This window comes from Hoeflea sp. AS16 (assembly GCF_038900095.1).
In the GTDB taxonomy this organism is placed as follows: Bacteria; Pseudomonadota; Alphaproteobacteria; order Rhizobiales; family Rhizobiaceae; genus Hoeflea.
The window spans coordinates 1,007,587-1,026,511 of record NZ_JBBMQQ010000001.1 but is presented as its reverse complement, the minus strand read 5'-3'; the positions used below and the strand labels follow the sequence as shown (position 1 = coordinate 1,026,511).

17 protein-coding genes are annotated in these 18,925 nt (G+C 56.9%); 1 reads left to right on the top strand and 16 read right to left on the bottom strand.

Translation table 11 applies throughout. The features are described from left to right. Nucleotides 1–195 precede the first annotated feature (195 nt). The 5 genes from WNY80_RS04915 to WNY80_RS04895 form a co-directional block, all read right to left on the bottom strand. Nucleotides 196–651, bottom strand: a complete 456-nt coding sequence (locus WNY80_RS04915) for a hypothetical protein (protein ID WP_342886203.1) — start codon at nucleotides 649–651, stop codon at nucleotides 196–198. A gap of 1,147 nt (nucleotides 652–1,798) precedes the next feature. Then, nucleotides 1,799–5,218, bottom strand: coding sequence for a DEAD/DEAH box helicase family protein (locus tag WNY80_RS04910; protein ID WP_342886202.1), 3,420 nt, complete (start codon nucleotides 5,216–5,218; stop codon nucleotides 1,799–1,801). 3 nt (nucleotides 5,219–5,221) lie between these two features. Further along, nucleotides 5,222–5,923, bottom strand: a complete 702-nt coding sequence (locus WNY80_RS04905; protein WP_342886201.1) for a hypothetical protein — start codon at nucleotides 5,921–5,923, stop codon at nucleotides 5,222–5,224. A 194-nt stretch (nucleotides 5,924–6,117) separates the two neighbouring features. Continuing rightward, nucleotides 6,118–7,299 carry a restriction endonuclease subunit S gene (locus tag WNY80_RS04900; protein ID WP_342886200.1) on the bottom strand — a complete coding sequence of 394 codons (1,182 nt, stop codon included), beginning with the start codon at nucleotides 7,297–7,299 and terminating at the stop codon, nucleotides 6,118–6,120. Continuing rightward, a complete protein-coding gene (locus WNY80_RS04895) occupies nucleotides 7,296–8,864 on the bottom strand; it encodes a class I SAM-dependent DNA methyltransferase (RefSeq protein WP_342886199.1) in 1,569 nt (522 codons plus the stop codon). The genes WNY80_RS04900 and WNY80_RS04895 overlap by 4 nt, the downstream gene beginning before the upstream one ends. Before the next feature lie 115 nt (nucleotides 8,865–8,979). On the opposite strand from WNY80_RS04895, the gene WNY80_RS04890 reads away from it, so the two are divergent. After that, entirely contained in the window at nucleotides 8,980–9,678 is a 699-nt protein-coding gene (locus WNY80_RS04890; RefSeq protein ID WP_342886198.1) for an endonuclease/exonuclease/phosphatase family protein, read from the top strand. A gap of 309 nt (nucleotides 9,679–9,987) precedes the next feature. Here WNY80_RS04890 and WNY80_RS04885 read toward each other — a convergent pair whose 3' ends face one another. From WNY80_RS04885 to WNY80_RS04835, 11 genes are all read right to left on the bottom strand, one after another. Beyond that, nucleotides 9,988–10,497, bottom strand: a complete 510-nt coding sequence (locus tag WNY80_RS04885) for a hypothetical protein (protein WP_342886197.1) — start codon at nucleotides 10,495–10,497, stop codon at nucleotides 9,988–9,990. Continuing rightward, a complete protein-coding gene (locus WNY80_RS04880) occupies nucleotides 10,490–10,729 on the bottom strand; it encodes a hypothetical protein (RefSeq protein WP_342886196.1) in 240 nt (79 codons plus the stop codon). The genes WNY80_RS04885 and WNY80_RS04880 overlap by 8 nt, the downstream gene beginning before the upstream one ends. After that, nucleotides 10,729–10,950 carry a helix-turn-helix domain-containing protein gene (locus tag WNY80_RS04875; protein WP_342886195.1) on the bottom strand — a complete coding sequence of 74 codons (222 nt, stop codon included), beginning with the start codon at nucleotides 10,948–10,950 and terminating at the stop codon, nucleotides 10,729–10,731. Before WNY80_RS04875 ends, WNY80_RS04880 begins: the two co-directional genes overlap by 1 nt. After that, nucleotides 10,893–11,729: a hypothetical protein gene (locus WNY80_RS04870; protein WP_342886194.1), complete on the bottom strand. Its 837-nt coding sequence runs from the start codon at nucleotides 11,727–11,729 to the stop codon at nucleotides 10,893–10,895. Before WNY80_RS04870 ends, WNY80_RS04875 begins: the two co-directional genes overlap by 58 nt. 3 nt (nucleotides 11,730–11,732) lie before the next feature. Beyond that, nucleotides 11,733–12,914, bottom strand: coding sequence for an integrase arm-type DNA-binding domain-containing protein (locus WNY80_RS04865; protein ID WP_342886193.1), 1,182 nt, complete (start codon nucleotides 12,912–12,914; stop codon nucleotides 11,733–11,735). A gap of 378 nt (nucleotides 12,915–13,292) precedes the next feature. Next, nucleotides 13,293–14,378, bottom strand: a complete 1,086-nt coding sequence (gene ugpC, locus WNY80_RS04860) for a sn-glycerol-3-phosphate ABC transporter ATP-binding protein UgpC (protein ID WP_342886192.1) — start codon at nucleotides 14,376–14,378, stop codon at nucleotides 13,293–13,295. A gap of 17 nt (nucleotides 14,379–14,395) precedes the next feature. Then, nucleotides 14,396–15,223, bottom strand: coding sequence for a carbohydrate ABC transporter permease (locus WNY80_RS04855; RefSeq protein ID WP_342886191.1), 828 nt, complete (start codon nucleotides 15,221–15,223; stop codon nucleotides 14,396–14,398). Next, the gene (locus WNY80_RS04850) at nucleotides 15,220–16,095 is read right to left on the bottom strand and encodes a sugar ABC transporter permease (RefSeq protein WP_342886190.1); all 876 of its coding nucleotides are present in this window, start codon (nucleotides 16,093–16,095) and stop codon (nucleotides 15,220–15,222) included. The genes WNY80_RS04855 and WNY80_RS04850 overlap by 4 nt, the downstream gene beginning before the upstream one ends. 17 nt (nucleotides 16,096–16,112) lie before the next feature. Continuing rightward, complete coding sequence (locus WNY80_RS04845; protein WP_342886189.1) at nucleotides 16,113–17,393, bottom strand: extracellular solute-binding protein; 1,281 nt, start codon at nucleotides 17,391–17,393, stop codon at nucleotides 16,113–16,115. Between the two features lie 41 nt (nucleotides 17,394–17,434). Then, nucleotides 17,435–18,163: an SIS domain-containing protein gene (locus tag WNY80_RS04840; protein ID WP_342886188.1), complete on the bottom strand. Its 729-nt coding sequence runs from the start codon at nucleotides 18,161–18,163 to the stop codon at nucleotides 17,435–17,437. Beyond that, a complete protein-coding gene (locus tag WNY80_RS04835) occupies nucleotides 18,160–18,900 on the bottom strand; it encodes a GntR family transcriptional regulator (RefSeq protein ID WP_342886187.1) in 741 nt (246 codons plus the stop codon). Before WNY80_RS04835 ends, WNY80_RS04840 begins: the two co-directional genes overlap by 4 nt. Between the last annotated feature and the right edge of the window lie 25 nt (nucleotides 18,901–18,925).

Here is an 18,925-nt window from a genome sequence, read left to right as displayed (position 1 = left end):
CCGCAGGCTAATGGCAGAAGGGAATGGAAAATCTTGACCGCACGTCCGTCCTGTCAAGACATCGACGGAGCGGATTGCAACCTCACTTCATGAGGTATTTGGCCAGAGCGGCAATGGCCAGGATTACCAGAATGGCAATCAGCAGCATCCAGATACCGCCAAGCCCCATAAACCCACTTCCCATTGTGTCGTTCATCATTTTCCTGCCCCCGTAGCTTTGGCCCCTATGGTTTGCCGTTGTGTAAGCCAGACCACGCCAAGCGGGATGAAAATCCACTGCAGCAGCGGGCTCAGTCCTGTTCCGAACGGCGGCACCAGTGGCATGAGATCGGAGTAGGTCCAGCGCTCCGATATGTTGGTGTAGTAATATTCAAAACCAACTGTCAGAGCGATCCCGACCCCGATGAACAAGAGCGTTTGCCAGGCTTTGGGTGCTTCAAACCAAAAGCGGGATCGTGCGGCAGCACTGGTAATCCAGAATGCAGTCAAGGCGAATCCGACATCCCCGAATGTTGCCGAAGAACAGAGCTTGATGCCATCCCAATGGTTCATCTCGATCATGCCCGCATAGGTGGGTGCCTGCCAGAACTCCCAGACGAAGTGGAGCAGGAAGGAAAATACGATCACTGAAAATTCGGGCAGGCGTGTCATGTTGTCTGGTCTCGTTTCAAGAAGCGCAGAGTGTACGCCTCCACTCCTGACACCCTAATGGTTACTGCAGGGGGAAGGTCAAGCTACCTTCGTGATTTGCTCAAAGAGGACAGCGATCATGCACTGTGCTACCGGACAAGCATGATTATTGCCGAACAAAAAAGCTGATCCGATCCGCCTGATGCCTCCATACGCAGGAATCTGAAGTCTTTTGGCCGGTCCTTGATGACACGTAGAGGCTCGTTGCGAAAACAGATCGGTGACCGCATTGATGCCAACACGGACATGGTAGCGCAGAACGCAGAATGCCAAGCCTGCCTAGCTAGGCACTGGCTTGTCAGAACAGATTCAATGATCAGAAATGGTATGAGCTATCAGTAGCCAAGTCAGCTGTTCAGGTTATTAGTAATGTCGGCTTTCAAGAAGAGCTGCCGCGGCCCCCAATGGCCGAAACGAGGGCGCATTCCCGCCTGGCTCATCCGGAGGCGGGAGCCTTCTATCCGTCACAAGACCAAGTTCCATAGACGACATATATTCTCGTTGTGCTTGAAAAGCCTCCGTGTGGGTTGATGGACAATCAGTTGCGAACGCACGTCCAGCTCAGGGAACCTCTCGCCGCTTTGACATGGCAGCCGGGCCCAAAAAACATGTCCGCCGCCTGGCTGGTTGATTGATGAAAGATCAAAAGGGGATGCGCGTCCCAATCAGAGATGACTCCAAATTGGTGACGCCGTTGTGGGACTCGACTATTTTGCTCAGCGGATATACCGGAAAATGCGAAACCGTCTCGCGCGCCCGCGCGCGCGGGAGACGATTTGTCTACATTTGTCTACATTGTGGATTTTCATGGATCATAGCCGAAATGCAAAAGATCTTGTTTCTCCGGGTGGACCGGGGCGATTGACCTTCCGAAAACATGAGGAAATAAGTTTCTGAAATTCCTTTCTCAATTCAATTTGCAATCATTAGAACTGTTCAGAATTTCGCACCAATAATTGATTGCATTCTGCAATCAATACCCGGTTTTGCGCCAAACATGCGCACAATGGCATGATCGCCAAAGGGATGCTCTGCGGTGGCGGCCAGAAACCGAGATCAACGTTCACTGAAAGTCTCTGGATCGGGTCAAAAACGCCTCGGAAACAACCTACCCCGCAGCGCTCTCGTTCAACCCCTTGATGACACCGACGAGCTTCTTCGCGCGATCAATATCGAACACCTGCTCCGGACCGCTCGGGGCAATGTCGATAAAGGGGCTTTCGTAGAGCAGGCCAGGATCCATCACCCCCTTCTCGGTCAGGTGTTCGATGACCATGTCGACAAATTCGATCTGGTCGGCACTGGCAGCCTTGTCGGTGAGGAACTCGCTGAAGGCCTCAGAAACAGCGCCGCGGTCGAGACCGACGAGTGAGCGGATGAACGGGCCGAGACCGTGGGCGATTTCGGAAGCCTTTTCGATGTGCTCTGCATCGCCAATGCCGGCAGTAAGCAGCATCTGTTCCAACTCTGTGATATCGGTCGGCGTCAACGGCTTGCCGTGCTTGAGCTTGGCCAGAGCAATGTGGTCTTCGTGGTCGCGCAGGAAATGCCGAGCCTTGCGTTTGAAGCGTCCGAAGTCGACCTCGCCCACCTCCGGCAGGTCGATGTCAGCGCCGTCACCAAGCTGGTCCTCGAAATTGGTGTAGACGATCGCCTTCTTCTTCTTGTCGATGTGCTGCACCAGTCCGCGCAACCGAAGCCGGACAAGCTCAAGCAGCGGCACGGTGATGCCCTCCCACCAGGCATCGGAGAGAATGTCGAGGATCAGCGCATGCTGGGCGGCGATGATCGGGATCGTTACCTGCTCGTCCAGCGCCGAAGCGATCTCGACCAGCAGCTTCTTGAGCTTGTCGAACCGCTTGGAGCCCTTCAGCAGTGCGAGCTCCAGATTGAACATCAAAAGGTCAAAGCGCTTGGCCTCTTCGGGTTCATGGCTACGCTCGCTGGGCAGCGGCGCCACTTCATCAAGCAACTCAGTGCGGACGTCGTCGGTCAGCTCACTCCATGCTTGCGGTGATTGATACTTTTCGACCAGGCGGCGCTTGCCCCGGACGATGAAGTTGTCGAGATTCATCGCCGCGACCGTGTCCCTGAGCGTTGTCAGCGCACCTTCACGTATGGCCTTCTCATCAGGGGCGGCATCGCCGCCGGCATCATAGGGCGCGCCCTCCTCCGCAGCGCCCGGCGGCCGCTCCAGACGGTGCTTGTCGTCCAGCGCACGGACCAGGTCGAAGCGCGCCGCGAACAGCCGCTCGCCCAGGCTCTTGGCGTTGCGGCCCTCGTCGGGCTTGGGGTTCTGCTGGAAGAACTCGAGGTTCTGGCAATAGTCGAAGACGCGGAAGAACTCCTTGTCCTCACCGGGTCCGAACAGGTCCGGACACAGCCGCGTGCCGCGGCCGATGATCTGCCAGAATTTGGTCTTCGAGCGGATCAGTTTGAACAGAACGAGATTGACCACCTCCGGCACGTCGATGCCGGTGTCGAGCATGTCGACCGAGATTGCGATATGCGGATCGGACTCCTTCTTGGAGAAATCGTCGATCAGACTCTGGGCATATTCGGTCTTGAAGGTGATGATCCGGGCGAAGTGACCGGCCAGGTGCGGATAGGCAATGTTGAAGCGTTCTTCGATGAACTCCGCGTGGGCCTGGTTCTTGGCGAAGATGATGGTCTTGCCCAGACGGTCGCCGCCCGCCACCTTCAGCCCCTCGGTCATCACATGGGCCAGCACCTTGTCGACCGTGTCGGCATTGAACAGCCATTTGTTGATCGCTTCGGCGTTGACACTGTCGGGCGGATCGCCATCCTCCTCGTCCCATTCGAGCATGTCCCACTGCTCTTTTTCCGCTTCGCTCAGATCGTCATAGCGGATGCCCTCGCGCTGGAACTTGAGTGGCACCGAGACCGCCGCGGGCGGCACCAGATATTCGTCCTCCACGGCCTTGTCGAGTGAATAGGCATCGGTCGGCACGCCGTCTTCAAGTTCGAACAGCCCGTAGGTGTTGTGGTCAATCTCGTCCTTCGGCGTGGCGGTCAGTCCGACCAACAGGCTGTCGAAATAATCAAAGATCGCGCCATAGCGCTGATAGACCGAGCGATGCGCCTCGTCGATGATGACGAGATCGAAATGCCCAGGCCCAAAGCGAAGATGGCCTGCCTGGCGGTCGTCGATCAGGTTCATCATCGTCGGATAGGTGGAGAGAAACACCCGGCCTTCGCCGGACTTTTCCGTGACCAGATTGACCGGTGCTGCGTCCGGCAGATGCGCCTTGAAGGCCTTGACCGCCTGGTTGACCAGCGCCACCCGGTCAGCCAGGAACAGCACGCGCTTGACCCAGCCCGCCCGCATCATCAGATCGACCAGCGCGATCACCGTGCGGGTCTTGCCGCTGCCGGTGGCCATCACCAGGAGCGCCTTGCGCTGCCGGTCTGTCTCGAAGCTCGCCGCCACCTTGGCGATGGCGCGGGTCTGGTAGTAGCGCCCGGCGATCTTCGTGTTGACCGGCAGCCCGGCCACGGGCTTGCGGGTCGTGCGCCGCTGGACCAGCAGTTGAAGCTCGTCCTTCTTGTAGAAGCCGGAGACCTCGCGCGGCGGATAGGCGGCATCATCCCAGATCCAGTGGTCGTATCCATTGGTGTAGAAGATCACCGGCCGCTGCCCGAATTTTTGCTCCAGGCAATCGGCATAGAGTTTCGCTTGCTGCTGGCCGGCGCGCGGGTCGCGCTTTGTGCGCTTGGCTTCGATCAGCGCCAGCGGCTTGCCGTCGTCACCCCACAGCACATAATCGACAAAACCCCTGCCCTCATTGTTCGGCATGCCCTCGACCGGATATTCACGGTCGCGCACCTGATCGAGCGGCCAGCCAGCTTCCTTGAGCAGCAGGTCGATATAGAGATCGCGGGTCTCAGCTTCCGAATAGTCGTGGGTGTCGGGCCGGGCTTCGTTTTCGCGGCGGATCCGGTCGCGCTCGGCGCGGGCGGCCAACAACTCGGCGTCGAGATCGCCCTTGTCGCGCAGCAGTGCCGCAAAGGCCTTGTCCTTTTCTTCCGTCTCCGCTTTCAGCCGGGTCAGCTCGGCAAAAGCCTTTCGGACCAGATCATCCTTGCGGGTCAGCTGCGCCGGGTCGAAGACAAGCCCATCGGGCGGCGGTGCCTTGGCGTAGGTCCGCGCCAGCCAGAATGTGAAGTGAAACAGTTCACGCACGGCATCACCGGCGTCCCTGGCCGAGGTCTCCTTTGCCTCGTGCACCGCACGGTTGCCGATGCGGATGATCAGCTTGGCCTTGGTGAAGACCGCCTGGCCGGCGCGCTTGATGAAGCTCGGCTCATGGATCAGCGTCGAGATGCGATCATCATAGGGAAAGTGAATTCCGCTGTCGTTCTTGTAGGCCCATTGCACGGCCAGCTCCACCGTGCGCCTGGCATGAAACGCCGCCGTGCGCGGATCGCTCGCCGCATAGCCTTCCGCCCGCTTCGCACTGTCGGAGATTTCGGGAAATTCAGTGGAGAGGAAGGCAAAGTTGGACATGGACTAATCGGTATCCCCAGGATCATCGGTGACCTGCGGGTGCCATAGTTCCCACGTTTCCTTGAAGTTGCAAGACGCTTCGGCAAAATGCCTCGTTGCAGGGCACATGGCGCCGACCAACGTCTGGAGATCTGCATACAACTCTTGTAGCGGCAGACCATGGATCGGCTCATGGTGCGCAATACGGTTGCGTAATGTTAAAAGCCCATTACACTTTTCCCAAACTGCTTGACGGTCCAGTGCTTTATCGTGGGGAAAGACACGAGATAGATTGTGCCGCCAAACATATGGAATTTCATAGCGCTTTGAGAGCTGCGATACCCAAAAGCCAGCCGATAAATCAGCCACGATTGCAGGTGTAGAGGCAGGTTTTGATTTTCTATCCCGCTCCTGCCGTGCTTTCGTTTCGCTCAAACGTCTTTTGTCATCGGTCGTGAGGTTGCGAAAAAAGCGAGCATCATCATAAGGCCAGTTTTTGTTGTATTTCCAGCTCAGGAAGCCGTTGCACCGGTTGCGCAACGCTATTTCCCAACAGTGCAAATACACATAGAGGGATTGCCCAATGCGCATGTTCCAGCAATACAGGGCGACTGCTTTTGCTTCGTCTCCGTTGGTCGCCTGAAGGTAACGCGCGAACCGTTCGCGGCTGGCCAGCGCGATGAATTCGGAACGACCATCTGGATTATCTTTGAAAATATCTTGCATATTTGCGATTTTCGCATATTTTGAGTGATGTGAGCTTGAGGAAACGGTCACTGCGCATCGACGCACACCCCCTTGAGACGAGATAGATATGGGGCGGATCGCGCAAGCGGTCCGCCTTTCTCTTTTCTGCGCTTGACACTGTCGAAGACATCGGGAAATTCAGCGGCGAGCAAGGCGAAGTTGGACATGGTGCCTCAGAGCTGACCGGAGAAGGCGCGGTGTTGGAGGGAGGCGAACAAAAACTCCAAATTGTCCCTGTGATTTGTCGACATCGCCAAATTGGTCCTGAGCTTTCGCCAAGCTGCTGTGAAGTGCTGCTGGTTGACAAGTGGCGGAAGGGGTATCGCAGCTTTTTTTAATGATCCCACATTCAAATGTTGCTGTATTTGACCGCGTTGCTCGGAAAGCACTATTTGCTTTCCGACCGGCGAGTTGATGAAAGTGCTGAAGAATTGAGGATCAATTTTTGAAAAATCAGGAGTAACGATCAGAACATCAATTGCATTTGAACCGTCAAGTTGATGGTCTACAACCGCTGCTTTTCCTGGTTGGCCGGTTCTAACGATCACAACATCTCCCGCAAAAATGCGTGTCTTTGCAAGCGGACCCTCATTATCTTCCTTAGAGAAATAGACCACTTCTCGCAAGTTGAAACCTTCGACCTCAATGTTCTGCGATCTGATCGCGATAACACCTTGATCTTGGTAGTAAGAAGCCGGTTTGACCACAATGCCAACGGTAATCCGTTTACAGAGAGCGTCCAAATTTTCGACCGGCCACTTTCTTTCATTGATCCTCAGATCCCCGAACATCTCCAAAAAGATCGACTGGGTGAGGTTGTCGAGGAGCGCGATGGCCTGGCGGCGCTTCTGCCTGAGCAGATCGGCCTTATCCAGGATCGCCGCAATCCGCTTCTGCTCATCGAGCGGCGGGAGAGGAATTTCGAGACGTTTCAGCAGATCGGCGGGAACGCGTTTTTGGCCTGCACTGCCGGTCATGCCCTTTCCCGCAACTGCCCGGAATTTATCGTTCCACAGAAGATAAAAAACGTATTTGGCGTCTACTTCCCTAGATGGGCGAACAACATGAAACTCGGTTGAGCCGAACCCGAGTTGATTGGTGATTTTATCTGTCGGCGCAGCTTTTCCGTTTTCAAAACAGGGGGTGATTTTCGCGACAAGAACGTCACCACGCTCAAAATAGGTGTATCCTTTTTTGACGGTGCCAAATGTGCGGGTCTCCTCAGACGACACAAAGCCACCTTCAGAAACAGCACTCATAGGAAGGAACGATACGACTGTATCGTCCGAAATGCCCTTAGGAGTCCTCGGGTTCACTTCGCATACATCACCAAGGCGAGCTGCGCGAACACTCAAAGCATCGCCTCCAGCTCTTTCAAACCGGCAGTAATTTCGTCCTCCAGCGCCAGCAGCTCGGTAATGATCTCCTTCGGCGGTCGGTGGTCGGTAGCTTCGTGCACCACTTCCTTGTAGCGGTTGAGCGACAGGTCGTAGCCGGCTTCGGCGATCTCCTCGCGCGGCACGGTAAAGCTCTGACCGGTGCGCGGGTTGTCGCGCTCGGCGCCTGCACGCTCGGCCCAGCGGGCAACGACATCCGGCAGGTTGTTTTTGGCGTGCTCGTCTTCGCTCAAGCCCACCTTCGGCAACGGACCGAATTTGTCCTCCGCCACCAGCAGCTGCCGCTTGTCATCGAGGCTCATGCCGTCGGCCTGGACATCGTAGAACCAAACATGATCGGTGCCGCCGGAATTGGTCTTGGTGAAGAAGACGATGGCCGTCGACACCCCGGCATAGGGCTTGAACACGCCCGAGGGCAGCTTGACGATAGCGTCGAGCTTGTGATCGTCGACCAGCATCTTGCGGATCGCCTTGTGCGCCTTGGACGAGCCGAACAGCACGCCGTCGGGCACGATCACCGCCGCCCGTCCGCCGGGTTTGAGCAGCTTGATGAACAGCGCCATGAACAGCAGTTCAGTCTTCTTGGTCTTGACGATCGACAGCAGGTCGGCAGCCGTGGTCTCGTAATCCAGCGATCCGGCAAAGGGCGGATTGGCGAGGATCAGCGAATATTTGTCAGCGTCGTCGGCGTGGCCGGTGGCAAGCGAATCGCGGTAGCGAATATCGGCGCTCTCGACCCCGTGCAGCTGCATGTTCATCGAGCCGATGCGCAGCATGGTGCTGTCGAAGTCATAGCCGTGGAACATGCCTTCGTGGAAATGCTTGAGCAGCTCCTTGTCGCGGAACAGCGCCGGATGGTTGTCACGCAGATACTCGCCTGCGGCGACCAGGAAGCCGCAGGTGCCGCTGGCCGGATCGCAGATCGTGTCCTTCGGCGTCGGCGCCGTCATCTCGACCATCATCCGGATGATATGGCGCGGCGTGCGGAACTGGCCATTCTGCCCGGCCGACGCGATCTTGCCGAGCATGTATTCGTAGAGATCGCCCTTGGTGTCGCGGTCCTCGAGCGGGATCTCGGCCAGCATGTCGACCACCTTGGCGAGAAGCGCCGGCGTGGGGATGGTGAAGCGCGCGCCCTTCATGTGCTCGGCATGCGCCGTGCCCTTTTCGGCCATGTCGCGCAGGAACGGGAAAACACTCTCCGAGACGATGGCAAACATTCGGGCTGGGTCGTCATTCTTGAACCGTGACCAACGCAACGCCGAATAGGGGATTTCTTCCTTCACCTCACCCGTCTCTTCGTCGCGCACGGTGCGATAGACGCCTTCGGGAAAGATCACCCGCTCGATCGGCCGGCCAAGCGTGTTGGCCTTGTTCTCCTCGCGGGTCTGGATGTCATCAAGGCCGCGCATGAACAACAGGTAGGTAATCTGCTCGATCACCTCGAGCGGATTGGCGATCCCGCCCGCCCAGAAGGCATTCCAGACCTGGTCGACCTTGGAGCGGATTTCCCCGTTAAGCATGCGTCATTCCTTGCAAATCAATATGGGCGGACTTTACCCGGTGATCCCGAAACGGCAACTATGTGCGGCACCTCAATGTCGCAGATCCTTCATTTCCCAGCCGAAAGAGGTTTTCATGCTCACCATTCTTAACTGGAATCTAGAATGGAAGACGGCAAAAAGCCGCTCAGGACGCGAGATCGTGCGCATGATTGGGAATGCGAATCCCGACATTGCCTGCCTGACGGAAGCCTATGACCAAATTCTGGAGCCAACGTCCTGGCAAAGCATTTGCCCTGACGGCGACAGCGGCTACCCAACCAAGGAAGGCCGGCGGAAGGTCATGTTGGGCAGCAAGTCACCCTGGACCGAAACGGTGACAGATCTCGACACCGCACTAACAGGGAGATTTGTCAGCGGACTGACGGACAGTTCGATCGGGCCTGTCAGAGTGCATGGTGTCTGCGTGCCGTGGTCTCATGCTCATGTGTCCAGCGGACGAAGGGACAGGAAAGCATGGGAAGACCATATCACCTTCCTATCGGCGCTCATGGCCCATGACGGACTGGTCGATCCGGTGCATCCAACGATCCTCGTCGGAGATTTCAATCAGACCTTGCCACCGAAGCGTGCGCCGGAAGAAGCCCGAAACCTGCTGCTGGCCTTGCTGGATAGGTTTGATCTGGCCCCGCCTATGAACATCGAGAACCGGACGGTCTGCCACACGCTGGTCTCACGCGGGCTTCTGGTTACCCAGCGGTACGAACTGCCCGCCAGTGTCGACGGATTGCGCCTGAGCGATCATCAAGGGCATATTCATCAAATTGTGGGATAGATCCCGAGGGCATGCCCTTCACACTGCATTCCGTGCCACAGCCTCCTGCAAATCCTGACCGGAACGCAAAGTCTGTTTTCGATCGGTGAGAAGCATTCGGCGCAGTTCCAACTTCTTCAAATTCCATAAGAATTCTGGAATGCAATCAGCCCATTCACCTGCCATCTGAATTCAGCAAAAAATGGTGTTAGCCAAGATCTGCAACCGCAATCTCATCAAGGCCGTTGCAGAAGTTTTTGTATTGTTTTGGTATGGTCTGGGTTTTGTAGGGATAGGGTATCGATAGGGTATCGATACCCTATCAATGCTTCAGTGGCCGTTCGCAAAGCGAGAGCCAGATTTCAAGTAGGTCGTTTTCAGGAGGTATGAACTAGCTTTCGCAGCCTCTTCATGCTCCTTGGCATTTCTCAAGCTCTTGGCTTTTTCCTTTCGGCGCTCTTCTGCGGCTTCAGCATCACCACGAGCCATATTCACCAAATCACAAGAAGGGTGTCGATCCAATTCCTTCAGAATGCCTTTGTGGTGCTTTTCGTTTTGCGGGCCATTGGAACCGAACCACCCCATCGTATACACGAGATTATGAGTGGAGTTCACAGCTACCAGGCCTTTTTCCACGAGCTCATTGATAATCAGCTCGACTGCATCCTCGTCAAAGGAAAGGTCTGAAGCAATATAGCTGGCTGGAAGATATGCCAAACCGGAACTCATTTGATGTGGCCCGGAGAGAACATACAGATAGATCAGCTGTGCCTCCCGTTTCAACTTGCGGAACCGCGGGTCACGCCAGATCTCAGGCGGAAACTTGTGGAAGCTACGCATGACCTTCCTCCACAATTCCGGGGAAGACATCATCAATCTCGATGTATGGAATTTGCTCCACAATCGTGCTAGCAATTGAGTGAAGATATGCCCACATAGCTTTCTTCTTTCCAACGCCGGTCCCTGCTGTAACAGGGCCGGCGTTTTCATTATTTTTGTCAGGTGGTTTCCGGTCGATAGCGTCACGCGATTGGAAAGGCCGAATTGCCTCGATCGCTTTGAAATCGTCCATCACGTGCCCTCCCGGATCGAGGACAGGTAGTCCTCCAGATCTGCCTTGAGGATGAGAACCCGTTTGCCAGCCTTCAGGCGCTTCAGTCTTCCTCCGGTCATCTCCCTATACAAAAAAGTCCTCGAAAGTCCGGTACATTCGCATGCTTCGCGAATCGTAAGTGTTATTCTCGGCCCACCGGTAGCCACTTCATTCTCACTCGCTTGTATTCCTCTTGCCATCCGTCAGCTCCTTTGATTTCTGTTTCGGATAGCTGCCATGGGTACGCAGAAATACCGCGTTCACAAGTTACATTTAATGGCATATTATTTGTAGCAGATCGCTTCGGTCGTTTTTCACCGTCGCCAAATTCTTGTTGATGTCGCCTGTGATATCGACGAAGCTTCTGCTCTGTTGCGCGATACTCTTCGTCATCAATGAGAGGTGCGATCTGGCATTCTAGGCCACGACGGTTTGGATCGAGCTTGCGTGCAATGATTTCTTTTGCAAGCTGCCCATTGCTCACATTTTGCGTTCTTCGAATAATCTGTAAGAAGGCTCGGAGTTGATTGGCCAGAAGCAAGTATTCCTGAACCTCTCTTAACCCCTTGCCTTCTCGCAGGGACGGCTTTCCACGCGGACGTTTTTCTGCAAAAATTCGATCGTTGTCGACAGCAAGTGCAATAAGTAAATCCAAAAATGAATTGTCTTTTTCTAATTCAATTTCCAGGTCATATGCAATTTCTCTCAATCTAAAATCAAACATATTATCACATTTATAATCTAAATATTCTTTTTCATCTATGCATAAAATATCAATTCGATTTTTTATATGATTTCTAAACTCTTCAATAAGGATATAATCTGAACTAATTTCTTTTTGATTACTTATAGAGATTTCATTATCGTCAATAAGCCCGAGGAAATTATTAGGCAAATTATATTTCTTAGGATTGCGTGGTAAAAGATCGAGAAATCGTCTGTACAAGTACGCAATTACTATGATTTTGTCATTTGACATGACTCACGCCCTTGATACGTATCTTGTCCAATCCTCGAGCAGCAGGCGGCGTTTCGCCAGCGCATCGCTTCTTCGGTAGGCTCTTTCCGTGGCGTCACCCGAGACATGGGCCAGCGCGCCCTCGGCCACTTCCCTGGAATGGCTCGTTTCGTCTCCAGCCCAGTCTCTGAAGGAACTGCGAAAACCATGCACCGTGTAGTGGCCGAGCTTCATGCGGCGCATTAGCATCGCCATCGACATGATCGAAAGCGGGCGATCACTCTTGTTTCCAGGAAACACCAGATCGGAACGTCTCATCTCATGAAGTGGCCCTAGGATAGCGAGCGCTTCATCGGTGAGCGGTACACGATGCACGCGACCGGCCTTGGTCCGCTCGGCAGGCAGAGTCCAGACTTCATTGGCTAGATCAATCTCGCTCCACGTTGCACCAAACGCTTCTCCTGATCGGCAGGCGGTCAAGATAACCAATCGGAGGCAAAGCGCCGCCATTGCTTGCTTGGTACACAGCTGAACGTAGAAGGCGGGAACCATCTCGTAGGGCATCGCAGGATGATGGCCACGCTGCAGCTTCTGACGGGCCGGTAGTAGGCTTTTCAGGTGACCACGCCAGAGTGCCGGATTTTCCCCCTCCCGCCATCCCCTCGCCTTTGCATAATCGAGAACCCGCTCGATCCGACCTCGGAGCCTGGAGGCGGTTTCATTCTTCTCGTTCCAGATCGGATTGAGGATAGCGAGAAGGTCATCGGTCGAAATGCGATCGATGGGTTTCTGGAGGATCTGGCCGCAGTAGGCCTCGCCCAGCGTCGTACGCCACTGCGCCCTGTGCTTGTCATTCCTCCACTGGCGCTCCATCGAATCGAGAAACTGACGCGTGCATTCTTCGAAGGTGGGCCCCTTTTCCTGTCGCTTAGCCTCTTGGGGGTCGCCGCCTTCGGCAATCAACTGACGGAAGTTGGCCGCGCGCTGACGAGCAGCGGCGAGCTTCATCGCAGGATACGGGCCAATTCCAACCGCTTTCCGTTTCCCTTCACGATGAAACATGAAGAGCCAACTCTTTGTCCCTTCGGGCTTCACGTTGAGATAGAGCCCACCACCGTCGCTGTGCCGTCCGGGCTTCAAATCAGCCGCTTTGATACGGGCGTCTGTCAGCTTGTTTAGTGTTCGCGCCATTGCCAGTGTGCACATTTGGGTGCACTCCCGTTTGTGGATGATCACGAACAATGGAGAACAATTAGAGAACAGTCAATTCTGAAATAGCCGAAATTCATACTATTTCAGCGCTATCAGCAACAATCTGGCGCGATCTAACACAAGAGTATTTCGGACACCCCCTCCGCCATTGGCTTCGTTTACCACATTGAAAAAACGAGCATAATCCGAAAAGCAGAAGGCTGCGCTTGGTGGCGTGTCTGCTGGCCGGTATTTCGGCCACCATTTTTGGTGTGCCCACCTGAAATGAGACACACCCTGCATATACGGCGCGCTGATACCAGCCCGCCACTGCAATGGGAGGCGGGGAAAACTGGCATCCGGCGGTGCAGGATCTGGCGTCAGGGCAACCTTTTACAGGCGTGCGCCATCCGGTGTGAACAGGAAGCAATCGCCCGGGTCGATGGAAGCCGACACGGTGTCCCCCGCCCTGACGGGTGTCGCCCCGCGCAATTCCATGGTCACCGCATTGTCCCGGCCCGGGTCGGTATAGACATAGGAGACACCGCCAAGCCGCTCGATGATGCTGCACTTGAGCTCAACATTGTGCTCGCCCGGTCCGGCATGGAAATGCTCCGGGCGAATGCCCAGAATGAGGTCCTGAGGCACATCGGCGCCCGGACTGCGCGGCATCACCGCGAGCCCCGACAAACCCAGCTCCGGCACATCCAGGATGAGCGCCCCCTGTTCGCTTCTTCCGCTGACGCGGGCCGGCACGAGATTGATCTTCGGTGAGCCGATGAAGCCGGCGACGAACATGTTGTCGGGATCGGAGTAGAGCTCGTCGGGCGTGCCATATTGTTCGATACGGCCGTCGCGCAGCACCACGATGCGCGTTGCCAGCGTCATCGCCTCGACCTGGTCATGGGTGACGTAGATCATCGTCGCTCCCAGTTCGTTGTGCAGCTTGGCAATTTCAAGCCGCATCTGCACCCTGAGTTCGGCATCAAGATTGGACAGCGGTTCATCGAACAGGAAGATCTTGGGATCGCGCACAATTGCCCGGCCAATCGCCACACGCTGACGCTGACCACCCGAAAGCGCCTTGGGCTTGCGGTCGAGATAAGGCACCAGCTGAAGCGTTTCTGCAGCTTTTCGCACGGCTTCAAGGCGTTGCTGCTTTGGCATCCCGGCCATCTCCAGACCAAACGCCATATTCTCCTCCACGCTCATGTGTGGATAGAGCGCATAGGTTTGAAACACCATTGCGATGCCGCGCTTGCTCGGTTCTGCGCGGGTGACGTCGGCTCCGTCGATCGAGACCGTGCCGGCGGTCACGTTCTCCAGGCCCGCGATCATCCGCAACAAGGTTGACTTGCCGCATCCCGAGGGGCCGACAAAGACGATGAATTCGCCGCTCTTGATCTTCAGATCAATCGACCGGATGACTTCGACTGGCCCGAAGGTCTTCTGCAGGGCGGAAAGCTGGATGTCTGCCATGGGTGGCTCCGGACGCTTTACTTCACCGCGCCTTCAGTCAGGCCGGAGACGAACCAGCGGCCGATGAGCGCGAAAAGCAGGATAACAGGGAGGGTGGCGAGACTGGCGCCTGCCAGCAGCAAACCCCAGTCGATTTGGTATTGTCCGATGATTCCAGAAAAACCAACGGGAACGGTGCGCTTGGCGTCCGACAGGATCAGCACGGACGCAAACACATATTCAGTCCACGACATGATGAAGGCGAAGATGCCGACACTGGCGATGCCCGGCGCGATCAGCGGAATCATAACCCGTCTGAGGATCACCAGCGGCGGCGCGCCGTCCATCACCGCCGCCTCCTCGATCTCCATCGGCACCGAGCCGAAGAAGGAGCGCAGCATCCAGATTGCGAACGGCAACGCGAAGCTGACATTGATCACCACCAGCGCGGTGCGGGTGTCGACCAGCCCGAGCTTGGCGAACATTCCGAACAGCGGAATCAGCACGACGATGCTCGGAAACGCGTAGGCCAGCAGGATCATCCTGTAGAGCGCTTCCCTGCCGGGAAACCTCAAGCGAAAGAACGCGTAGGCGGCCGGTACGGACAGAGCCAGCGTGATCAGGGTGGAAACCGAGGCGACCACCAGGCTGTTGATCATGTAGGTCGGATAGTCGGAACTCGACAGCAGCTTGACGTAATGCAGCAGCGTGAAGGATTGCGGGATCATCGTCGGCACCCGCGCGATGATCTCCTGCGGGAGCTTGAACGAGCCCGACATCACCCACCAGAACGGCAGGGTAATGATCAGCACGAAAAACAGCACCACGCCGCCAAGCACGATGTTCCAGCCGACGCCGCGCCTCATCGCTCGTCTCCCTGCTTGGCCAGCGAACGCGTGGCGAAAAAGGCAAAGGCCATCAGCAGGACCGAAGCCAGAACCGCCACTGTGGCCGCCTCGCTGAGCCGGTAGCCCTTGAATGCCGTCTCGTAGATCAGAATCGGCAGCGTTCGGGTGCCGCCGGCCGGTCCGCCGCTTGTCAGCAACCAGATGATGTCAAAGACATTGAACGAAAGCAGCGTTCCCACGATCACCAGAACGCCAAGCGTCGGCGCCAGCAACGGCCAGGTGATGCGCGTGAAGCGCTTGATCGTGCCTGCGCCATCTATGCGCGCAGCTTCGTAGAGATCAGAGGGAATGCGGGTCAGCCCGGCAAGCATCATCAGCGCGATGAACGGAAACCAGCGCCAGGAATTGATGAACACCAGCGTCGCCATCGCCGACCATGTCGATGAGAAGAAGCCGATCGGCCGGTCGATGATGCCGATCTGGATCAGCAACGGGTTGATCATTCCGCCGGAGGTGGAAAACAGCCATCTCCAGATCATCACCACCACCACGGTCGGGACAATCCAGGTCAGAATGATCCAGGTCCGTGCGATACGCACGCCCGGAAACCGCTGGTTCAGCACAAGAGCGGCTGCAAGTGCCAGAACAGTCTGCACTGCCGCATTGGCAACTACCCATACAATGCTCAGCCAGGAGGCATTCCAGAAGGCCGTGTTGGAGAGAACCTTGCGATAGTTTGCCAATCCCACCCAGCTTCCTTCGGATCCGACAGAGCGGACATCCTGCAGGCTGAGCAGAACGGCAGAGAGCAGTGGCCATCCGAGGATGGCCACCAGCATCAGCAATGCCGGGGCAACAAAGACGAAGGCGTAAAATCGTGATTGTCGCATCCGGCTCGATCTTTCCCTTACTCGGAAACTTCGGTCATGCGCGCCTGGCCGTCAGACACTGCTTCTGCAGCCGTCTTTCCACCGACCACGATGGCCTGAAGTGTTTCCGCGAGGATGTTCTGTGCCGAGATCGCCGCAATCGCCGGGAACACGCGGCCACTGGTGAAGCCGAACAGCTTGCCGTTGCCGGAGTTTGCAATCACGGTTTCGATCTGGCTGCGATACTTCTGCACGGTTGCGTCATTCCAGAAGCTCTCGGCCTTGGCGCCATCCGCGGTGACCGGCATGAACAGGCCCGGCTCCATGTTCAGGAACCGGCCGTAGTTCTCGGGCTCCAGAAGGAAGCTGACGAACTTTTCCGATGCCTTGCGCTTGGCCTCGTCGGTGGACAGCATCATCACCGCATTGGGATATGCGATGGTGTTGTGCTGGCTTTCGCCTTCCGCATGCGGGATGGCTGCAACGCCGAGGTCGTTCGCATCGCCTTCCGCCTGGGTGTCGTAGGACGAAATTACCGAGAACTGCAAAATCATGCCGCAGCTTTTCGAGGCAAAGCAGGATTCCGCCTCACCCCAGGTCCACGAGGTGTTGTCGGGCGGCGACAGTTTCTGCAGGTCGGCGTAGAATTCGTAAGCTGCAACGGTTTGCGGGTTGTCGAACCGCAGCTTGCCGTTTTCGTCGTAAATTTCCGTTGCTCCGCCATTGGCCATGACCGAATAGACGGTCTGGTCCGTGTAGAGCTGCTTGTTGGCCGGCAAGCCGATGCCATAGGTTTGATCCGAAGACAGCTTTTCAGCCGCAGCCTTCCAGTCTGCCCAGGTGGTTGGCACCTCGAGGCCGGCTTCCGCGAAGACGCTTTTGCGGTACCACAGGTTCATCGACATGTTGTACAGCGGAACCGCCCAGACACCGCCGTCATAGGTGTAGGATTCAAGCGCACTGTCGAGGAAATCATGTTTCTTGTCGAGCTCGGTCACGAAGTCGGCAACCGAAGTCAGTGCGCCGATGTCCTTGAGGATCGGTGTGAAGTCGGGAATGGCAAAGAGCATGTCCGGGCCGGCGCCCGCGGACAGTGCGGCCGGTGCCTTGGCATAGATCTCGCCCCAGTTCTGCGGCTCCTGGCTCACCACGATGTCCGGATGGGCGGCGTTGAATTCATCCATCAGCTGCTGGATGCGCTCGACCCGGTGCGGCGGCTGTTCCATGTGCCACAGGGTGATTTCGACCGGTGCCGCCCACGCGGAAACCGGAAGCAGCAGGGCTGCGCTCGTAAGTAGTGTCGTCAGTGATCTTCTCATGTCGTCAAACTCCCGTTTGCGGGCAGAACTGCCCTGTTCCCTCATAGATGCGGGTTGCGTGGCCGAAACCGCTCGACCAGCTTCCGGTTGATCTCCTTGGCGCCCGGCATATTGGCGCTGAGGTAGATTGGCGCGTCGCCATCCGCCGCAAGCCGGGCTGCGACGTCGACAAAGATTGCGTTCAGGATTGTTGCCCCGATGGCCGTGGACATCGGCCCGGCCTTCAGCTCGGAGCCCGGCACCGACATCACCGCGTCTCCCGGAGGCGTGCCGTTGTCGAGCACGATATCGGACAGGTCAGCCAGGCGCTCGCGCCCGTTGGCGGTCGCGGTCGAATAGGCAACGGAGGTGATGCAGATCACGGTGCAGCCGCGTTCGCGGCCGATGCGGGCAGCTTCCAGCGGTGCGGCGTTGACGCCGGAATTGGAGATGACAAACAGCACATCTCCCGGCCGGATGTCGTAACGATCCATGATCGGCCCGACGATGCCTTCTGTCCGTTCGTAGACCGTTCCGGCAATCGCACCTTCGTGCAGCATGATCGGCGCCGCCAGGATCGGGACCGTGATGGCAAGCCCGCCTGCCCGGTAGTGCATTTCCTCGGCCATCACATGTGAATGGCCGGTCCCGAAGATATAGACCCGGTTGTCGGCCCTGGCGGCTGCGGCGACAGCTGCCGCTGCAGCCTCCATCTGCTCAGATATATCGCTTTTGAGCGCGGTCAGGCGCGCGATGAGATTGTCGAAATAGCCGTCGATCATGGAGGTCATTGGGTGGCCTCGGCTCCCAGGGTAAGGTTTGCTTTCATGACGAAGGAATCGCCGCGGTAAATGGAGCGCACATATTCGAACGGGTTTCCGTTCGAATCGCAGGTTCTGCGGGTCAGCTCGAGAACGGGCGCATGTTCGCCAAGCTGCAGCGTCCGGCTGACAGCGGGACTGGAAAGCGCCGCCTGCAGGGTCTGTTCGGCCGATGCCGGCAGAATGCGGTAATGCTTGCGCAGGATGTCGTAGAGCGAGGTCTGGGCGAAATCGGCCACATCAAACAGCCCCGGCGCCACATCTGCGCGAATTTCGGTCGTTTCCATCGCTACCGGTTCGCCGTCGACAAGACGGACGCGCACCAGACGGTGCACATCGCCACCCAATGGCAGGTTCAGCGCGGACGAACATTGCTCATCGGCCCTGTGCGCACCCGATTCCACCACCACACTCGATGCCCTGCGGCCCTGCTGCTCGATTTCTTCCGTGAAACCGGTCAGCGTCGACAGTTTCTGCTGGATCATCGGCCGGCCGACAAAAGTGCCATGCCCGGTTCGCGTCACCAGAATGCCGCGATCCGTGAGGTGCTTGAGCGCCTGGCGGGCGGTCATCCGGCTGATGCCCAGTTCTTCCGCCATGACCCGTTCGGAAGGAAGCTTGTCCCCCACGCTGAGCTTGCCGGACGCGATATCCGCTTCAAGCGCGGATGCGATCCGCCGGTAGACCGGGCCAGTCGGTTCACTCATGGGACCTCAGCAAGTGTGGGTTATG